Source organism: Dyadobacter sp. CY323, assembly GCF_021390245.1.
Lineage (GTDB): Bacteria > Bacteroidota > Bacteroidia > Cytophagales > Spirosomataceae > Dyadobacter.
Window position 1 is genome coordinate 1 of sequence record NZ_JAJUXH010000032.1, and the last position, 17,653, is coordinate 17,653.

The 17,653-nt window shown below is 45.6% G+C and carries 13 protein-coding genes; 7 read left to right on the plus strand and 6 right to left on the minus strand.

Features of this window, described 5'->3' with window-relative positions; translation table 11 throughout:
• Positions 1 to 174: 174 nt before the first annotated feature.
• The 3 genes from LZG72_RS27410 (at position 175) to LZG72_RS27420 (ending at position 3,998) form a co-directional block, all read left to right on the plus strand.
• Positions 175 to 1,074: an ROK family protein gene (locus LZG72_RS27410; RefSeq protein WP_233878349.1), complete on the plus strand. Its 900-nt coding sequence runs from the start codon at positions 175 to 177 to the stop codon at positions 1,072 to 1,074.
• A gap of 150 nt (positions 1,075 to 1,224) precedes the next feature.
• Positions 1,225 to 2,415 carry a DUF1624 domain-containing protein gene (locus LZG72_RS27415; protein WP_233878350.1) on the plus strand — a complete coding sequence of 397 codons (1,191 nt, stop codon included), beginning with the start codon at positions 1,225 to 1,227 and terminating at the stop codon, positions 2,413 to 2,415.
• 41 nt (positions 2,416 to 2,456) lie between these two features.
• Positions 2,457 to 3,998 carry an SMP-30/gluconolactonase/LRE family protein gene (locus LZG72_RS27420; RefSeq protein WP_233878351.1) on the plus strand — a complete coding sequence of 514 codons (1,542 nt, stop codon included), beginning with the start codon at positions 2,457 to 2,459 and terminating at the stop codon, positions 3,996 to 3,998.
• 430 nt (positions 3,999 to 4,428) lie between these two features.
• Here LZG72_RS27420 and LZG72_RS27425 read toward each other — a convergent pair whose 3' ends face one another.
• Together LZG72_RS27425 and LZG72_RS27430 are read right to left on the minus strand one after the other, a co-directional pair.
• Positions 4,429 to 5,073 carry a group II truncated hemoglobin gene (locus tag LZG72_RS27425; protein WP_233878352.1) on the minus strand — a complete coding sequence of 215 codons (645 nt, stop codon included), beginning with the start codon at positions 5,071 to 5,073 and terminating at the stop codon, positions 4,429 to 4,431.
• Positions 5,074 to 5,098: 25 nt separating this feature from the next.
• Entirely contained in the window at positions 5,099 to 7,210 is a 2,112-nt protein-coding gene (locus tag LZG72_RS27430; protein ID WP_233878353.1) for an alpha-amylase family protein, read from the minus strand.
• 109 nt (positions 7,211 to 7,319) lie between these two features.
• Between LZG72_RS27430 and LZG72_RS27435 the strand changes: the two genes are divergently transcribed.
• Entirely contained in the window at positions 7,320 to 8,447 is a 1,128-nt protein-coding gene (locus LZG72_RS27435; RefSeq protein WP_233878354.1) for a BamA/TamA family outer membrane protein, read from the plus strand.
• 2 nt (positions 8,448 to 8,449) lie between these two features.
• Here LZG72_RS27435 and LZG72_RS27440 read toward each other — a convergent pair whose 3' ends face one another.
• Entirely contained in the window at positions 8,450 to 9,586 is a 1,137-nt protein-coding gene (locus LZG72_RS27440) for an MFS transporter (RefSeq protein ID WP_233878355.1), read from the minus strand.
• Positions 9,587 to 9,657: 71 nt separating this feature from the next.
• Between LZG72_RS27440 and LZG72_RS27445 the strand changes: the two genes are divergently transcribed.
• Positions 9,658 to 10,407 carry a DeoR/GlpR family DNA-binding transcription regulator gene (locus LZG72_RS27445; protein WP_233878356.1) on the plus strand — a complete coding sequence of 250 codons (750 nt, stop codon included), beginning with the start codon at positions 9,658 to 9,660 and terminating at the stop codon, positions 10,405 to 10,407.
• Between the two features lie 44 nt (positions 10,408 to 10,451).
• Here LZG72_RS27445 and LZG72_RS27450 read toward each other — a convergent pair whose 3' ends face one another.
• Both LZG72_RS27450 and LZG72_RS27455 read right to left on the minus strand, forming a co-directional pair.
• Positions 10,452 to 12,173 (minus strand): GMC oxidoreductase, encoded by a 1,722-nt coding sequence (locus LZG72_RS27450; RefSeq protein ID WP_233878357.1) that lies wholly within the window; start codon positions 12,171 to 12,173, stop codon positions 10,452 to 10,454.
• Positions 12,174 to 12,212: 39 nt separating this feature from the next.
• Positions 12,213 to 12,743 (minus strand): gluconate 2-dehydrogenase subunit 3 family protein, encoded by a 531-nt coding sequence (locus LZG72_RS27455; protein WP_233878358.1) that lies wholly within the window; start codon positions 12,741 to 12,743, stop codon positions 12,213 to 12,215.
• A gap of 429 nt (positions 12,744 to 13,172) precedes the next feature.
• On the opposite strand from LZG72_RS27455, the gene LZG72_RS27460 reads away from it, so the two are divergent.
• Positions 13,173 to 14,219 (plus strand): aldo/keto reductase, encoded by a 1,047-nt coding sequence (locus LZG72_RS27460; protein ID WP_233878359.1) that lies wholly within the window; start codon positions 13,173 to 13,175, stop codon positions 14,217 to 14,219.
• 8 nt (positions 14,220 to 14,227) lie between these two features.
• Here the strand turns inward: LZG72_RS27460 and LZG72_RS27465 are convergent, their stop codons facing one another.
• Positions 14,228 to 14,866 (minus strand): response regulator transcription factor, encoded by a 639-nt coding sequence (locus LZG72_RS27465; protein ID WP_233878360.1) that lies wholly within the window; start codon positions 14,864 to 14,866, stop codon positions 14,228 to 14,230.
• A gap of 620 nt (positions 14,867 to 15,486) precedes the next feature.
• Between LZG72_RS27465 and LZG72_RS27470 the strand changes: the two genes are divergently transcribed.
• On the plus strand, positions 15,487 to 17,499 hold the full coding sequence (locus LZG72_RS27470) for a T9SS type A sorting domain-containing protein (RefSeq protein ID WP_233878361.1): 2,013 nt from the start codon (positions 15,487 to 15,489) through the stop codon (positions 17,497 to 17,499).
• Positions 17,500 to 17,653: the final 154 nt, after the last annotated feature.

The following is a 17,653-nucleotide window of genomic DNA, read 5'->3' on the forward strand; positions in this document are numbered from 1 at the left end:
CGCTCGTCGCTGAAAATCCGATATTGACGGATCTTCAGTTTTGTACTTTTTTTCGAATTTAATTTTAAATCGCCCATGATAGTTTGCTCTCTGAAGGCAACCTATTTCAGGCAATGACATTTAGCTAACGGCTAATCGCTAACAGCTAAAAGCCATTTTCAACTTACAAATACAATGAAACTCTGGGGAATTGACTTGGGAGGTACTAAAATAGAATGTGCCGTTTTGGATTCAGCTAAAAATCTGGAAGTGATTGCCAGAATGCGGCTTCCGACTGAATCGGTAAACGGTTACGACCACATTTTGTCACAGATCAAAAAGCTGGTCGACATGGTGGCGGAGCAGGTGGGCGAAGGTCCGTCCAAAATTGGATTTGCCACCCCCGGCGTACTCGAGCCGGATTCGCAGCTGATGAAAAATTCAAATACGATTTGCCTGAACGGGCAACCTTTGAAAACCGATCTGCAAAGGATTTTGGGAGTACCATGTACACTTGCCAATGATGCGAACTGTTTCGCATTGGCGGAGGCGCTCATGGGCGCAGGCAAAGAATATCATACTGCGGAGGTGGTATTTGGTGTCATTATGGGTACCGGAGTGGGTGGCGGACTGGTTGTTAATAATAAGATCATCTCCGGGCATCACGGCATTGGAGGCGAATGGGGACATAACATTCTTGAAGAGAATGGCGAACCGTGTTATTGCGGCAAGGCTGGCTGTGTGGAACAAGTGATTTCGGGCCCGGCATTAGAACGGTTTTATGAAAAACAAAGTGGCGAAAAAGTGACTTTGAAAACCATTATGGAGCGATACTATGGTGGAAAAGACCTGCACGCGATTGAAACCGTCGAGCGTTTGCTGGAATTTTACGGCCGTGCGATTTCGACATTAATCAATGTACTTGATCCGGGTTTAATTGTGATCGGTGGCGGCGTAGGAAACGTCGATTTGCTGTATCATGAAGGTTATGAGCGGATTAAAAAGTACATTTTTAATAAAGGCGTCCTCACGACCCCAATTTTAAAACCGAGGCTCGGCGACAGTGCAGGTGTTTTCGGGGCCGCCTTATTATAATGGGGTAGTATTTAAATGTATAAGTTGATGTTTAAAAAGGGATGATTTTCATTCCTTTTTGCATTAATAATAGGTCATGTAAAATGGTACATCAGGCAGTAAATGAGCATATTGTAACACTTTTCAAGTAAATAAGCCAATACAACTGGTATGACGACATCCGGGACACTACAGCGCATTAAATCCATTGATACTGTTCGGGGAGCCATTATCGTGATTATGGCACTGGATCACGTCCGGGACTTTTTCCACGTGTTCGCATTTACCGGAGACCCTACCGACGTACAGACCACGACCGGGATCCTGTTTTTTACCAGGTGGATCACCCATTTTTGCGCACCCACATTCATGCTTCTTTCCGGACTTTCGGCTTTCCTTTCCGGGCAAAATAAGTCAGTAGCGGAAACTTCTTCGTTCCTGATCAAAAGAGGCTTCTGGCTCATTTTTGTAGAAATTACATTCATGACTTTTGCCTTTTCTTTTGATATCACCTTCAAAACAATCTTCCTCGCAGTACTCTGGGCATTAGGTACAAGTATGATCGTTCTGGGGATTTTTGTGCGGTTAGCTTCACCAAAGGTGATTCTGGCAATCGGACTGATTTTGATTTTCGGTCATAATCTGCTCGATTATGTCAAACTGGTGGAAAACTCGGCGCCGGACATTATCCTCCGTATTTTCATGACCGGAAGAGGAACATTTATTCCGAGAGGTGACGGCGGTTCACTTGCATTCTTATATGTGATACTACCCTGGTCGGGCATCATGATGGCGGGCTATGGACTTGGCACTTTTTACCAAAAAGGGTTTCCACAGGAAAAAAGGAGAAAAATACTGCTCATAACCGGTGTTGCACTGACCGTTTTATTTTTAGTTCTGCGGCTAATGAACGGGTATGGCGATCCTGCGCCCTGGGCAGCTCAAAAAGAGGGATTGCGAACATTCCTCTCATTTTTTAATGTGAGCAAATACCCGCCGTCTTTGTTATTCACCCTCATGACGCAAGGTCCGATCCTGATCATTTTGTCATTCACCGAAAATGCATCGGGTAAACTCGCTCGTATCTTCACCGTTTATGGAAGAGTGCCATTTTTCTTCTTCATGGTACATTTTTACGTGATCCACATTCTGACGATGATCGCGGTCCTGAGCTCGAATTATACCTGGGAGCAGGCAACCGATGATAAGCTTTTTTTCAAATTCCGGCCATTTGAGTTTGGTTATGACCTTGGCATCGTTTACCTGATCTGGATACTGATCGTTGCGGCTTTGTATTTTCCATGCAAATGGTTCGGAGAGTACCGTGCGAGAAAGAGGACATGGTGGCTCAGCTACCTGTAAGTTTGCGCTTTTACCAAAGTATTTATTAAAAACCCACCCTGATGAAGTACGTTTTCATATTCATTTTTTTTATCTCAATAAATGCGGCGAATTCGCAGGCGCCGGTCGAAAACTATGCGGTCGATCCTGCATCGGAAGAGCAGGCGGGTGTGCCGAAAGGGGAAGTTCTAAAATTTACATTCGACCAATCCAAGATATTCCCCGGGACATGGCGGGAATATTGGGTATATATTCCTGCACAGTACAAACCAGATCAGCCGGCGTGTGTTTATATGAACCAGGATGGGATTCAATGGAAGGCGCCGACGGTTTTTGATAACCTCATTCATAAAAAGGAAATGCCGGTGACGATTGGCGTTTTTGTCATGCACGGCAAGGTGAAAGCAGCAAATTCGGGTGAGGCAAATGACCGCTTCAACCGCAGTTTCGAATACGATGGGCTGGGCGATGCCTATGCCCGCTTTATTCTGGAAGAAATTTTACCGGAGGTTGAAAAGCAAAAGGCAAGTGACGGACGTGAGATCCGGCTATCTAAAAATGGCAACGACCGCGCGATTGGCGGGTCGAGTAGTGGGGCGGTTTGTGCATTTACCGCAGCCTGGGAACGCCCGGATGCATTCACCAGAGTTTATAGTGCGATCGGGACGTATGTAGGTCTGCGTGGTGCGGATCGTTACCATACATTAGTTCGCAAAGTGGAGCCAAAACCGCTGCGCATTTACCTGCAGGATGGAAGCAATGACCTGAATATTTACGCGGGTGACTGGTGGATGGCAAACCAGACAATGTTACGTGCATTGACATTTGCAGGGTATGAAGTAACCCACCAATGGGGTGAAGGCGGTCACAATGGAAAACACGGAACGGCACTTTTCCCGGAAGCGATGCGGTATTTGTGGAATGGCTGGCCGGAGCCGGTGAAAAAAGGCGCATCTCAAAATCAGGTACTGACTGCGATTCTGATCCCCGGGCAGGATTGGAAGGATGTGGGCGACGTTAAACCGGTGATCCCGCGTGCAAAAGCACAAAAAGTAAAAAACGACACATTGAAAGCCCATAATGGAAATCGCTATGTTTTTAGAAATGGAGATTACACAAGTGTTTCGTCTATTAGCCTTTTAAAGCCGGATGGTAAGAAGGTGTTCATTGATAATAATGATAATCCGCCAAGTGGGATGGTTTTTTCTCCAGATCAGACGCTGGTTTATGTCACCGATGCTGCGTCACACTGGATATGGTCCTATCAAATCCAGCCGGACGGAATGCTTGCTTATAAACAGAAGTTTGGCTGGCTGCATGTTGACGATTCCAAGGAGAATGCAGAAGCGAAAACACTGGCTTGCGACCACGAGGGCAGGATCTATGTTGCTACCAATTCGGGTGTGCAAATTTTGGATCAGACGGGAAGGGTCAATGCGATCTTACCTACTCCCGATGGGCATGCTTCAAAGATTACATTTGGCGGGAAGGATTCGGACGTTTTGTATGTAACCACAAATCGTAACATATACGAGCGGAGGTTGAATGTGAAAGGAGTGAGTGGCCGCGACGTCCCGAGCAAGCCGGATGCTCCGAAGTTGTGACGTTTTTATTGGCTCGCTGCGATGGTTTCAGGAGGCACCTACGGAGCCCGGTATTTTGGGGAGGTATTGGTTTTCTAGAAACAGGGAGCCGCTCTGCGGCTGTAAAAAATGGATGTTGGTATTATTGCCGCAGAGTGGCATACTGTCTCTGGCATCAAAGCACGAAATGATTTTCAAAGCCCCGGCGGGGCTTCCTGTTTCTAGAAACATGGATGTGCATTGAATTCCAGCCCCAGCGGGGCTTCCTGTTTCTAGAAACGCGGGGATAAATTGATTTTCCAGAAACGCCGGGATGCATTGAATTCCAGCCCCGGCGGGGCTCCCTGTTTCCAGAAAGAGCGAGATAATTGAATTTCAGCCCCGGCGGGGCTTCCTGTTTCTAGAAACATGGATGTGCATTGGATTCCAGCCCCAGCGGGGCTTCCTGTTTCTAGAAACGCCGGGATGCATTGAATTCCAGCCCCAGCGGGGCTCCCTGTTTCCAGAAAGAGCGAGATAATTGAATTTCAGCCCTAGCGGGGCTTCCTGTTTCTAGAAAGAGCGAGTCAAATTGAATTTCAGCCCCAGCGGGGATTCCTGATCGCAATAACCGCGTATTATCCCAAATATGGCCCGCGGGGAACTCCCCAACCCATTTCGGCATGGGTTCATCCGCGTTCATTTCCAGATTTTCAATATTGGAATTCAACACCGCAATCCGCGTTCCCCATTCAATGTAAGCCACAAATGCAGAACGAAATTCCGGGTCGTCGGGCAGCGATATTTCGTCTGCGGTTGCCAATAATAGTGCAACCCAGCGCTGGCGATGCTGCTCGGTGAGGTGTTTGGATAAATGTTTTTGAATCATCTTGAAATGGCCTCCTTCTTCGGTACTGTACATTTCGGGGCCGCCAAAAACCTCCGCGATGAAATGCGCGACATGCAGCTGATGTTCGGCAGACATGTGTTTGAACACCGGTTCGAGCAACGGATCTTTCAGTACTTTCTCGTAAAATTTTTCCGTTAATTTCTCAAATACAGGCATTCCGCCAGCCCATTCATATAGTGTCGGGATTGGTTTTGCAGGTTCGCTCATCAGATTTTGATTTAAATTCAGACAATCACTTCCATTCCATTACAATCCCGTCGTACCCATTCAGTTCCGCCAATTCAAGGTCGACCAAACTGTCTTTCCAGGTAAATCTGATCGGCTGGCCACTAGCCAGTGAAAATACTTTCTTGGGTTTTTTCTCTGAACGAACCTTGAATTTGAGCTTTGTCAAGGGAATCGGCTCAAAGTATGTAGTTCCACTAAAACCTGTCAAGTTTACCAAATGCAGGATCAGACCGTCATTGGATTGTTTATCATGATTACTGACGGTATTCCGCGTAAATTCCTTTAAAATTGTTTCGACTCGTGCGGGTGCGTTGGTTTGGACAAGTTGATCTGCGTCGGGCAAAACATACTTGATTGCATCCAGAAGCAGGTTTTTATGTTCCTGGTAACCATGCATATAATAAATTTTACCAAGATTAATAGGCAGAATAATCGCTTTGCTTTTCGGATGATCTTTAATTCCCATTGCATAATACCCCGTCGGATCGTGGCCGCCGATAATTTCGGGAGGCCCGGGGCGGCCTTTCGCGAGTATGGGTAGCAGTTTCTGATCCGCTCCCGACAAGTCGTACAACCCCAGATTGAATTTCCAGAAAAGCATTTTTTGTCCCGCGAAACTTTTGAAAATGGTCCGGTCATCAGGAACCAGGTAATTTCCTGCCCCGTCGTTGTCTTTCTTCTCGATTTTTGCCCCGAAAAGTTCGTTTAATGTTTCCGGGCTGTCGAAAAAGCTGCGATTTGTGGCGATCAGATTGGTACCTAGTTTGGAGGCATCTTTCAGGATCTGAATGGCTTTCGGTTTGAGGTAGGTGATTTCGGGGAGGATAATCAGTTTATAGCTTTTAACTTTTTCTGCCAGGTTCTCAATTTGTCCGTCTTCAACAATGTCGAAAGGAATATGGGCCTCCCGCAACATCAACTGAATGCCCCGGTATTCCTGCATCGGGTCGCCATTGGGCCAGGCTCCCGGCGCGATGACCGCGATTTTCGCTACTGATTTGTATTTGCCAAAGTACTGCTCATGCTTTTTATGAAATGAGTAAACCTTTTTAAATACATCATAATTTCGTTCATCCTCATAACCGCGCATGTCGCCCATCATGCTCATATCCAGGCCCGAACCGTTTGCGATATTCTCATAAAGCCTGATCCGGACTTCCTGGGGCTCGACCGCATTGTAACGCGATTGAAATGAAATCTGCTGAATGCTGGCATTGCTGACGATGTGATCGGGAAAGGAATTTACTGCATTACCCACATTGTCAGACGCCGAATATGGCCAGTAGGGGAGCGTGGTCATGCTCTGGGATTCGTGGCGGATAATGTCCACAAACTTGTCCGAATAGGTACAGATCGCGATTTGCTCATTTTTGGATTTCACCAGTTTGTGCAATCGTTCCGACCAATCCTCAACTGTAAACTTCTTGAATTCGAGGTATTTCTGGAATAATGGATCGGCTTTGTTTTCTTCTTTTGGCAGCGGTTGCCCATTTGAAAACGCCTGAAAACGTTTTTGATCAAACTCATTCTGGTCGATTCCGTGGTACTTGCCTTCGTACGGATTGTTGACCTGATAGCCCGGCATATTCAGAAAAATACCATCGATCGGGAATGTGTCGATCACTTCTTCAATGATTTTAAATGCCTTTTCCTGAACGTATGGGGCATTAATGGAAACTACATACATGTCTGTGTTGATGATCCGCTCGCCTTTAGACGAGATGTAGCACCAGTCGGGGTGCGCCTTGAAAATGCTTTCGTGAATGCGGCTGAAATCGAAACGGACGATTACTTTAATGTCGTTTTCATGGCATTTCCTGATCACCTCCCCAAGAACATCGTTTTTTACATAAGGATTGAGGTAATGAAAATCCAGCTTGGTGGGGAAGAAAGCCATGATCCCGCCTGCGTTGATCAACAATGTGTTGGCTGATACGTTAATCAGATCCGAGACAATGGAATCGGCGTTGATGGTCGCGGCTTCGTAGGCCGGCAGGTTCATCTGAATCACCCTGAGATTGTTTCTCTTCCACCAGAATGGCTTTTTTGAGGTGGTCTGAGCGAAAATGAGAGGTGAAAAAAGTAAGAAGTAAAATGTGAGTAGGAGCTTTTTCATTAACAAATAAACGATTTGGGAGTAAAGCGGGAATTTTAATTGCTTCTACTGGCTTAATTTTTTAATCTCTTTTTAATGTAGATACTTTCTCATCCAAAATAGTCAGGAATTGTTTAAGATAAGAGTTTTGATGCTTCTTGCCGGTGCCACCGTGTGTCATTTTGCAAATGCGCAGGAAGGCTGGTTTAAGAGATTTGTAAATAAAACCGTTTCCGATACCACTTCTCCCGGTCAATCCAGTTTCCGTGTTTATCCCACGCTGGGGTATTCTCCCGAGACCAGTTTTGAATTTGGACTTTCATCTTTATTCTTATTTCAGGCGAAAAAAGACACGTTAAACCGTCTCAGCGAAATAGCGGCATTCACTTTCATCACACTCGAAGCGCAGTATGGGCTTTGGTTTGACAATGCCATTTACGGGGACAAGGATAAATGGTTCTTCCTCGGTCGCACCCGTTTTCAACGATTTCCACTTTTGTACTATGGGATCGGGCCGGAAACTCCGGAGGAAGACCCTGCATTGATCGATGCCAATTACATTCTGTTCAAGCAAAGGGTATTGCGGAGAATCGCCCCGAATTTTTTCGTCGGACCGGAAATCGACTATCAGCAACTTTACAAAACGAGCTTCAACCAGCCTGATAATCACTTCTATGACAAGCCGCTCGGCAGTGATGGTACGAGGAACATCGGTTTTGGGGCGGCGCTGGTTTACGACAACCGCCACAATGTCTTGAATGTCAGGAAAGGGTTGTTCGGAGAGATTTCGTTTTTGAAATATGACCGGGGATTAGGCAGCAAATCCAATTTCCAGGGTGTGAATGTCGATATCCGCTCGTCGCATCCGACCAGTGTACGAAATGTGCTGGCCTGGCAGGTTTATGGCAATTTTTACAGCGGGGATATCCCGTTCAACCAGCTTGCGTTAATGGGCGGCGAAATGATCATGCGCGGTTACTATTATGGCCGGTACCGCGACAAGAATATGATTGCAACGCAAGTCGAGCACCGGTGGCTTCCATTTGGTTTTAGCAAACGTTTCGGCGCGGTTGCATTTGCAGGTGCGGCAGTGGTAGCGCCAAAAATTACAGGTTTCGAAGCCAAATACATCCGGCCATCCGGGGGCGTGGGGCTGCGTTATTTGCTGTTTCCAAAAAAGGATATTTTCCTCCGGCTTGACGTCGGGTTTACAAAAGAGGGTCCTGGATTTTATCTTTTTACCGGAGAGGCATTTTAAGCCTAATCTCTGTGCCGGTATGTAAATGCGACCACAAAAAGCAGGAAGCCGACTAATCCGAGTGCGATTGATAATGAGGTGAATTCAGCGATAATCCCGATCAATGCCGGTCCCGCCAATTGACCTGAATATCCTAAGATAGTCACTCCTGATAATGCGATTGAGGGTGGAATATTTGGAATGCGGCCTGCTGCCGTGAAAAAGACAGGAACTACATTCGCAGCTCCCAAACCTACCAATACAAATCCGACTAATGCCGCCGCCGCCCACGGTAATGTGACTGCGATCAGGAATCCCGTCCCGGCGAGTAACGTTCCGTATAAAACAACTTTGGCTGGGCCCAGACGGTGAATAATGCCGTCGCCCGTAAGCCTCATGATCGCCATTGCCACAGAAAATGCGGCATATCCAACTCCTGAAAGCGAAGGATCGAAGTTTCTTGAGAATTGTAAAAACACAGCACTCCAATCCAGTAATGAACCTTCGGCAAGAAAGATAATAAAGCACATGACGCCCAGAAAAAGTACCGGACCTTTTGGAAGGGCCAGACTCGTGCCTTCCATTTTGGCTTCGTCGGAATGTGGCAGCAATTTTTTGAACTGCGTAACGGTAATGATCACGAGTAATGCAGAAATACTGACCGCCGCAACCGTAGGTGAAAGACCGGCCTTTATCAAAAAACCCAAACCTATTGACCCCAGCAAGCCTCCCACACTAAACAAGCCGTGAAATGACGACATGATGTGGGTACCATATTTTTCCTGAACTAATACAGCCTGGGCATTCATGGCTACATCGACGGTACCAATCCCGGCGCCGAAAATGAAAAGCGCGACGGCAAGCTGAACCGCAGAGGTTGCCAGAAGCAGCAATGGAAGCAGCAGCGCAATGACAAGTGCAGCTACGAGCGCAATAATGCGGCTGCCATATTTATTGATCAGCACGCCGGACAGTGGCATGGTAATGATCGCGCCAGCGCCAAGTGAAAGTAATACAACTCCGAGATCGGCCTCATTGAGTCCCAAACGAATTTTTGCAAATGGTACCATCGGCGCCCAGCTGGACAATCCGATCCCGCAAACCAGGAAGATTAATAAAGTTGCTCTCCTGGCCGCGCTGACCTTCAATTGCTCACTCATGTTAGTCAAATTAAAACTGTTTTGCGAATTAATGCAAATTTGCATTAATTCGCAAAAGAAAACTTTTTCAAATGTTAAAAGAAAAGCGGTTTGCCTACATTCTTGCCAAGCTACAAGATGAGCAGGAAGTCGGATTTCAGCAGCTAAGTAGTGATTTGAATGTATCTGAGGATACGATCCGGCGGGATATTGATGCTCTGTCGAACAATGGATTGTTGATGAAAGTGCGCGGCGGTGCAATCCCGAGATCTCATAATCCATTGACTTTTAAAGAACGGATCAGTTTTTTGAAAGACGACAAAGAAATTATTGCATTGAAAGCCCAGCCATTGGTCAAAAACGGGCAGACGATTTTTTTAGATGGCGGGACTTCGGTCTTTACACTTGTATCACTTCTGCCAACTGATATTAAATTGACTGTGATTACCAATAATATGGCCATTATTCCTGCACTTTCTGCTTATGCCGGGGTAAAATTGATTATTCTCGGCGGGTTATTTTTTAAAGAATCGGAAACGATTGTGGGATTGACGGCTGTCAGAATGGTGGAGAATTTTCAGGCAGATGTGTACTTCATGGGAATTTGTGCGCTGGATACACAGCGTGGAGTAACGGCAAGTTATTTGGAGGAAGCGGAATTGAAACAGGCGATGCTGCGGAATTCGGGGACTGCGGTTGCTTTGAGCACGTATGATAAACTCGAAACTTATGAAAGTTACCGGGTTTGTCCGATCGAAAGCCTGGATTACATTATCACGGAGGTGGATGTATCGGATCCTAAATTAAAGGCTTTTCGCGACGCGGGGGTGAAGGTTTTATAATAAGACTTACCAGGTTTTTGAAACCTGGTAAGTCTCTTCCTCCATTAAATATTCTTCTTTTTCGATTCTTTTACTGCGAAATCGACCGCCCTGGCTGTGAGTGCCATGTAAGTAAGCGATGGGTTTACGCAAGATGCGGATGTCATGGATGCGCCATCGGTAACAAACACGTTTTTCACTGCGTGAAGCTGGTTATTTCCGTTCAGTACCGAAGTTTTCGGATCGCGGCCCATTCTGGCTGTTCCCATTTCGTGGATCGCCATTCCGAGGTAAGATCCGTTGTCGTATGTTTTAACATTCTTCACACCCGATTTTTCCAACATTTCGGCTGCGTCGTTCATCATATCCACACGCATTTTCTTTTCATTTTCGCGAAGATCAGCATCGAAAACGACGGTTGGGATTCCGAATTTATCTTTCTTCTCTTTACTCAGGTACATGTGGTTTTCGTGATATGGTAATGTTTCACCAAATCCGCCAAAACCCATTGTCCAGTTACCCGGAGTAGTCAGTTCTTCTTTGAAATCCGCTCCGAAAGCCAGTTCAGCCACATTACGCTGCCATCCCTGACGACCGCCGCCACCCTGATAACCAAAGCCGCGCAGGTAGTCACGTTTATCTGAACCAATATTTCGGTAGCGAGGCACGTAAATGCCATTTGCACGTCGGCCGAAGTAGTATTTATCCAGATCACCTTCCCAAACGCCACTGGCGCCGGTACGGAAATGATGGTCCATCAGATTGTGCCCAAGTTCGCCTGAATCATTACCCATTCCATTTGGAAAACGATCGGAAGTGGAGTTCAGAAGCAATGCGGCGGAAGCTATTGCACTGGCACAAACGAAAATAATGTTGGCAAAATATTCTTTTTCCTGTAATGTAACCGTATCTACAACGCGTACACCGGTTGCACGTCCGCCTGTTTTTTTACCATCATAAATAATCTCACGAACCGCCGAATCCGGGCGGAGTGTCAGTAATCCGGTTTTTATCGCCGGCGGCAATGTACTCGACTGCGTGCTGAAATACGCTCCGTAAGGGCAGCCGAATGAACAGCGGTTACGGTACTGGCACGGAGAACGACCCCCATCCAATTGTATTTTGGTAGCTTGCGATAAGTTCGCCACTCGTCCGATCGTCATCGTCCGGCCCGGAAATTCTTTTTCCAAACGTTTCCGTACTTCTTTTTCGACAAAGTACATATCCATCGGAGGCAGGAATTCGCTGTCGGGCAATTGCGGAAGCCCCAGTTTTTCACCTGAAATACCCACGTGTTTTTCAACATAAGAATACCATGGCGCGATGTCTTTATAACGGATCGGCCAGTCTACGGCGACTCCGTCTTTCAGGTTTGCTTCAAAATCGATATCACTCAAACGGTACGATTGGCGGCCCCACATAATGGATTTACCACCAACGATGTTCGGTCGGAACCAGTCAAAACGTTTCTTTTCTTCGTATGGCGCATCCATATCGTTCATCCAGTATTTTTCCGTATTCTCATTGTACGGATAATCACGGGACAAAAACGGATGTGTTTCCTTTTGTTTTACAGTAAGTCTTCCATTATACTGCGTTTCCCAGGGTGCCTTCAACGCATTTTCATAGCCGGTAACGTGTTCCAGGTTTTTGCCTTTTTCGAGCATCAAGACTTTCAGGCCTTTTTGGGTAAGTTCCTTTGCAGCCCAGCCGCCGGAAACGCCCGAGCCTATTACAATCGCATCATAGGTGACTTCCTTTAATGCGTCAATATTTAAATTCGCCATTATTTCTATGAGAGTTTTTTAAGAATTGGTCAGGTAAGATTACAACGCCCAGCTTTTTTGACCTTTCGGCATAGGCCAGCTTCCATCAAAACGGCCCGGGATCGGCAAGTAATCCAGAGCCTGCGTAGCGCCGATTTCGGAAGTAAAGTAGCCAGTCACAGTTAATCCCTTCATTTGCAAGAAGAAAGGCTTGTCAGAAACGGTTGTTTTTTTAACGATATCGTTTTTCTGAGTTGTGTCGAGTGCAGAAAATCCTTTTTCATACACTTCTTTGCTCAGCGCATCTACCTTAGCAAGTCCGTCGTAAAATTTCTTTTGCTCATCCATCGCGAAGCAGTCGCGTATGACGCGGGTGATAAATTTTTCAGCTCCGGCAGCTTTGGCACCAGGTGTACCGGTTGCAGGAATGATCACATCAGCTATATCTGCCAGCAATGCCTCTTGCTGATCTGAAACGTCGAGCGATGGCCCGAAATTCAGTTTTTCGCCCATAATGCCTGCCATTAATGGAGCAGAAAGGGTACCTCCCATGAGGAAGGTTATTTTTTGAACAGCTTCTCTACGGTTCATGATTAAGGTTTTGGTAGCAACTAAATAAAAAAAAGGATGAATAATCTTCTAAATATAACACTGATCTGGCATTCAAGCTGCAGGAATGAGTGATAACCCCGATTTTTTTAGCGAAGCAATTCCATCTGAAAGTACCTGGATTTCCCGAAGGTTAACCGAAGAGCTCCGTTGGCTCAACAAATTCTTCACAAAGCTTAGATTGCTGGCATATTTGATTCAATATTCTAAACCAAGGCTAGGCAGAATGTCAGGTGCCCAACCTGACGAGCGAGTTTGAAGGTTAAGTAATAGAGGAACGTTGAGTAAATAATGCGGATATCTTCTCTGAAATTTCAGGGAAGATATTTTTTTTGTCTTTCATTAATTCTCTTTCTTTGAATCGGCTCTGGGACTTGATTTTCAGTGTCTTTACATTTAAATGGGGCAAAAATGGAATATAGACAATTAGGCGCATCAGGGTTGAAAGTTCCGGTACTGAGTTTCGGGACAGGTACTTTCGGAGGTAGCGGGGATTTCTTCAAAACATGGGGAAATACGCAGGTCGATGAAGCAAAAGCACTTGTGGGGCTTTGTATGGATGCGGGCCTCAATTTTTTTGATACTGCCAATGTGTATTCCCAGGGGCTGTCCGAGGAAATTCTTGGAAAAGCGATCATCGGGATGCGGGACAGGATCATCCTTTCGACCAAAGCGACATTCAAAATGGGCAACAATCCGAATGATATGGGCTCGTCCAGGTTTCATTTGATCAAATCCTGCGAAGACAGCCTGCGGAGGCTGCAGACCGACTACATCGACATTTATCACATGCATGGCTTTGACGGAAACACGCCCGTGGAAGAAACGCTGAGTGCGCTCAATGATCTGATACGCGATGGTAAAATACGTTACATAGCCTGTTCAAATTTTTCGGGATGGCATCTTATGAAGTCGTTGTCCGTTTCCGAGCGGTATGGCTGGGGCAGGTATATCGGGCATCAGGCGCATTATTCACTTTTGAGCAGAGAGTTTGAGTGGGAATTGATGCCATTAGGTATAGATCAAAAAATCGGCACGCTCGTATGGAGCCCATTGTCCGCTGGAAGGCTCGGTGGCAAGTACAGACGGGACCAGCCTCTGCCGGCCAATAGTCGCATTGCCCAGGGTGGTGGCGAGGGGCCGGAAGTCCCGCAAGAATTCTTCTTTAACCTGATTGACGTATTGGATCAAATTGCCGCTGAGTTAGAAAAAACGGTCGCGCAGGTGGCGTTAAACTGGCTTTTACAAAGACCAACGGTCAGTAATATCGTGATCGGTGCGCGAAATGAGGAGCAATTGAAACAAAATCTCGGCGCAATCGGCTGGAATTTGAATCTGGACCAGGTGAAACGACTTGATGAAGCAAGTGATAAATCACCGATCTATCCTTACTGGCACCAGCGTAAAAATCCGGCGTTGAACCCGCTGCCGGATTTTTACGGAAAGATCGGCAACTAACTACTGGCTTATAGGTTTTCCGGAATGTAAAGCCTGTGTTTAATCGCATACACGATCAGGTCTGTTGTTCGCTTTACCTTGCATTTGTCCATCACGCTTCTGTGATAGTATTGGACAGTATGTGCGCTCAACTTCAAGTCGTAGGCGATTTCCTTTATTGTTTGTCCGCTACATACTTTCACCAGCACTTCTTTTTCCCGTGGGGACAAATGCAGGGCGATCTGGTCATCGGTGAATACACTGTGGATCAGATTGTCCCGCAATGCCTGACCGATATACTGTTTGCCTTCCGAGACCTGCAAAATAGCCTCCTGGAATTCCTCATAAGAAACAGTTTTAGAAATGATCCCATTAGCGCCCAGCTTGATGGTGTGTTTCATGTTCTGAACGTCCGTCGCTGACGAGAAAACGATGATCTTAACAGATGCCGGAAGCAAGGCCCGGCTTGCCGGCAGTAATCCTGTTTCGCTTACAGTGTGTGAATCCAGGTCTATTACAAGGATATCGGGAGGGTTGTTGCTTTTTTCGTCCAGGAAAACTTTCCCATCCACATATATGTCCACTTCACTAATGCCTGACATAAGTAATAACAACTTTCTCAGGGCACTCAATAACAACAAATTTTCATCCACTAAAACTATATTCATAGAATAACTTCTGGTTACATATTATTAATTCTACAAATTTGAAATGAATTAGTTCATCTTTCCAAGTTTTTCGTAACCATTTGTTACTTGTCGTTTAACACAGTAATCTGATGGTTCCAAATAGTATACAAGTATTAGCTCGCTATATAGCTAAGTTCCAGGAACTTTTGATCAAAAATCTTATTCACCGGTGCCACCATCTTTAATTTTAATCTTTTTTTGTAGCGATAATTTATTCGACACTCCCCAATACTTGGGGGTCGGTTATAGTAACAATTTGCTGGTTTTTTTTGAATTAATAAACGATAAATTTGCAATTAGTTGATACTTAGAGGTCAGCAGAATACGGCCAGATAGTATTTATTTTGATATAAGGACAGAAGTTTTCATCACAAATTTTAAACCAAACATGGAAAAACATTTACATCATCAGATTCCCCGGGCTCTTATCACTCCACCCTGACTTGGAGCACATTTAAGACTTTCCAGCTACCCCCACAACGTTTATCACATAATTCCTGCCACTCACGTATAGCTACGTCAGTGCGGGAAAATAGTGTCTGTTCAACGAATTCCTTCATTACATAACCGCTTATCAATCTCATTTAAAATCTACATGTATGGAAAATTTTACATCTCGTTTAATTCGAAAACTGATCGCACAAAAGAATAAGGTCTCAGTCCTGGCAGTTGCCATTCTGTTAATTTTTTCTGAGGGCTCGTATGCACAGCAATATGTTCAAACCTCGACCGGCGGCCATGCTGATGAAACTTACACGGTCCCAATTGTTGATCTCACTTATGGTGCGGTAGGATCAGTTTCTTTACCGGCAAGAGCGGAGGGCGCACCGGATGCCCTGTTTTCAACTCTTAATGTTGAAGGATTAAAGATTAGCAATGCAATTACTATTGACAGCCGTGCGTGGGTCGACCTGACTATGGAGGCTGAAGTTCCCGCCGGAAAGCACACTTTCGTAAGAATAAGTGAGCCGGATTTCGATGGTTTATCGTTGGATGTTTCGTCTCTTGTAGATTTACTAGGCCTGTTAACCAATAATACCGTCTTTGTAACTACGGACGAAGGGACGGCATCAAGCCGTTTCGTGAGAGATCCTTCCAATAATTTATATCTGGAAGTCACCTCCAGTGAAGCTTACAAAACGATTAGGGTCACACTGGATTTCGGCGGAAGTACGGATGAGCTCGGTGCCCTCCTGGCCGCTGGAACAATTTCATTAAATGTTTATCACGCTGTAACTTATGAGAACGGAACCTATGAGGGTTGCGCCGTTGCACCCATTTTTACAGGTCTCCGGCCGACTACCGACCTTGTAAATGTGGGGTTGTTCGACCTGGATGATCCACATCGCGCCATTGATGGAAACCTTTCAACATTTTCTGTACTCAGAAAAGATGCCGGAGTTTTGTCAAATGTTTCCCAGACTTTCTATCTCGGAAAAACAGCACCTTCTACAAATGAGATCGTAGCGACTATTTCTCAAACCGCTGGCTTGCTTGATGCCACCGTTTTATCCAGTATCAGTATAAGAGCCTTCAATGGTACCAATCCGACACCAGTAGCATCCAAGAATTTGGGGCAACTGCTTCTGGGGGTAACTCTGCTGAATGGCTTCAATGCAGGTGATGTAACTACGATAAAGTTTTTTCCGGAAGCAGTTTACGACCGGATCGTGATTAGTTCAACAACTGCGGTGTCGGCTCTGGTAAGCCTTAATATTCATGAACTGGGATCCCGTCCGCCTGTAATCTTTAATGGAGGTAAATTGGCGGCCGCAATGGCAGGAACTGCAATTTCAAGAAACTTAACCAGCGCTATTTCCAACACTTCTCCCTCATTACCAGGTTTTTCAATCGGATGTGGGGCGTCGACTTCATTTACCTACAAGTTTTTTGAAGTTTCTGGTCCAACGGGCAGAGTATTAGCCGGAACCCTGCCGCCATCTTTCCAATTAAGTGCCGGAGGTGTTTTGACAGGTTCGCCCACTTCAACGCAATATGGTGTTTATGTGTTCGATGTAACAGCGATTAATGGCTTTGGACAGTCCGACACGACAAGCTTTGTGATTAATTTGCAAAATCCTCTTCCAGTAACGCTGGTTGAGTTCACCGCAAGACCAGAAGGTAGAACAACTTTGTTGTCCTGGTCCACAACGATGGAAACTAACAGCGACCGCTTTGAAATTGAGCGCAGCCAAACAGGCAAGAACTGGCAGAAAATCGGAACGGTTCGGTCAAACCAGGAAAGTACTTCGCTTCTTAATTATAGCTTCACCGATAGCAAACCGTTGGACGGAGCAAATCTGTACCGTTTAAAAATGGTGGATCTGGACGAGACTTTTGCTTACAGCCAGATTAAGGACGTGGACTTTTCAGCCTCAGCCTATCTTTATCCTAACCCGGTGATAGGCAACGAAAATCTCATCATCAATGCAATGGACTGGTCTTCTATCAAGCAGGTCAAGGTGATAAATGCGATGGGTAAAACAGTATTTGAAGCTTCAAATGCGTTATCTACCGGTATTAATACCAAGAATCTTGCGGCGGGTTCTTACTTTGTGAAAATGATACATGTAAATGGAAGTGTCAGCACTCACAAGTTTGTAAGACAATAGTCCTGTTCAACACGATACACATGCAAACCGCCGGGATCCCGGCGGTTTGTTTTTTTGATTGACTATAAAATCAATTCAGGGTGCGACACAGAATTAATCTCCGATAGGTATATTTGTGGTTAATCCCCGTTTAGTACTCATTAACGTTTCAAAA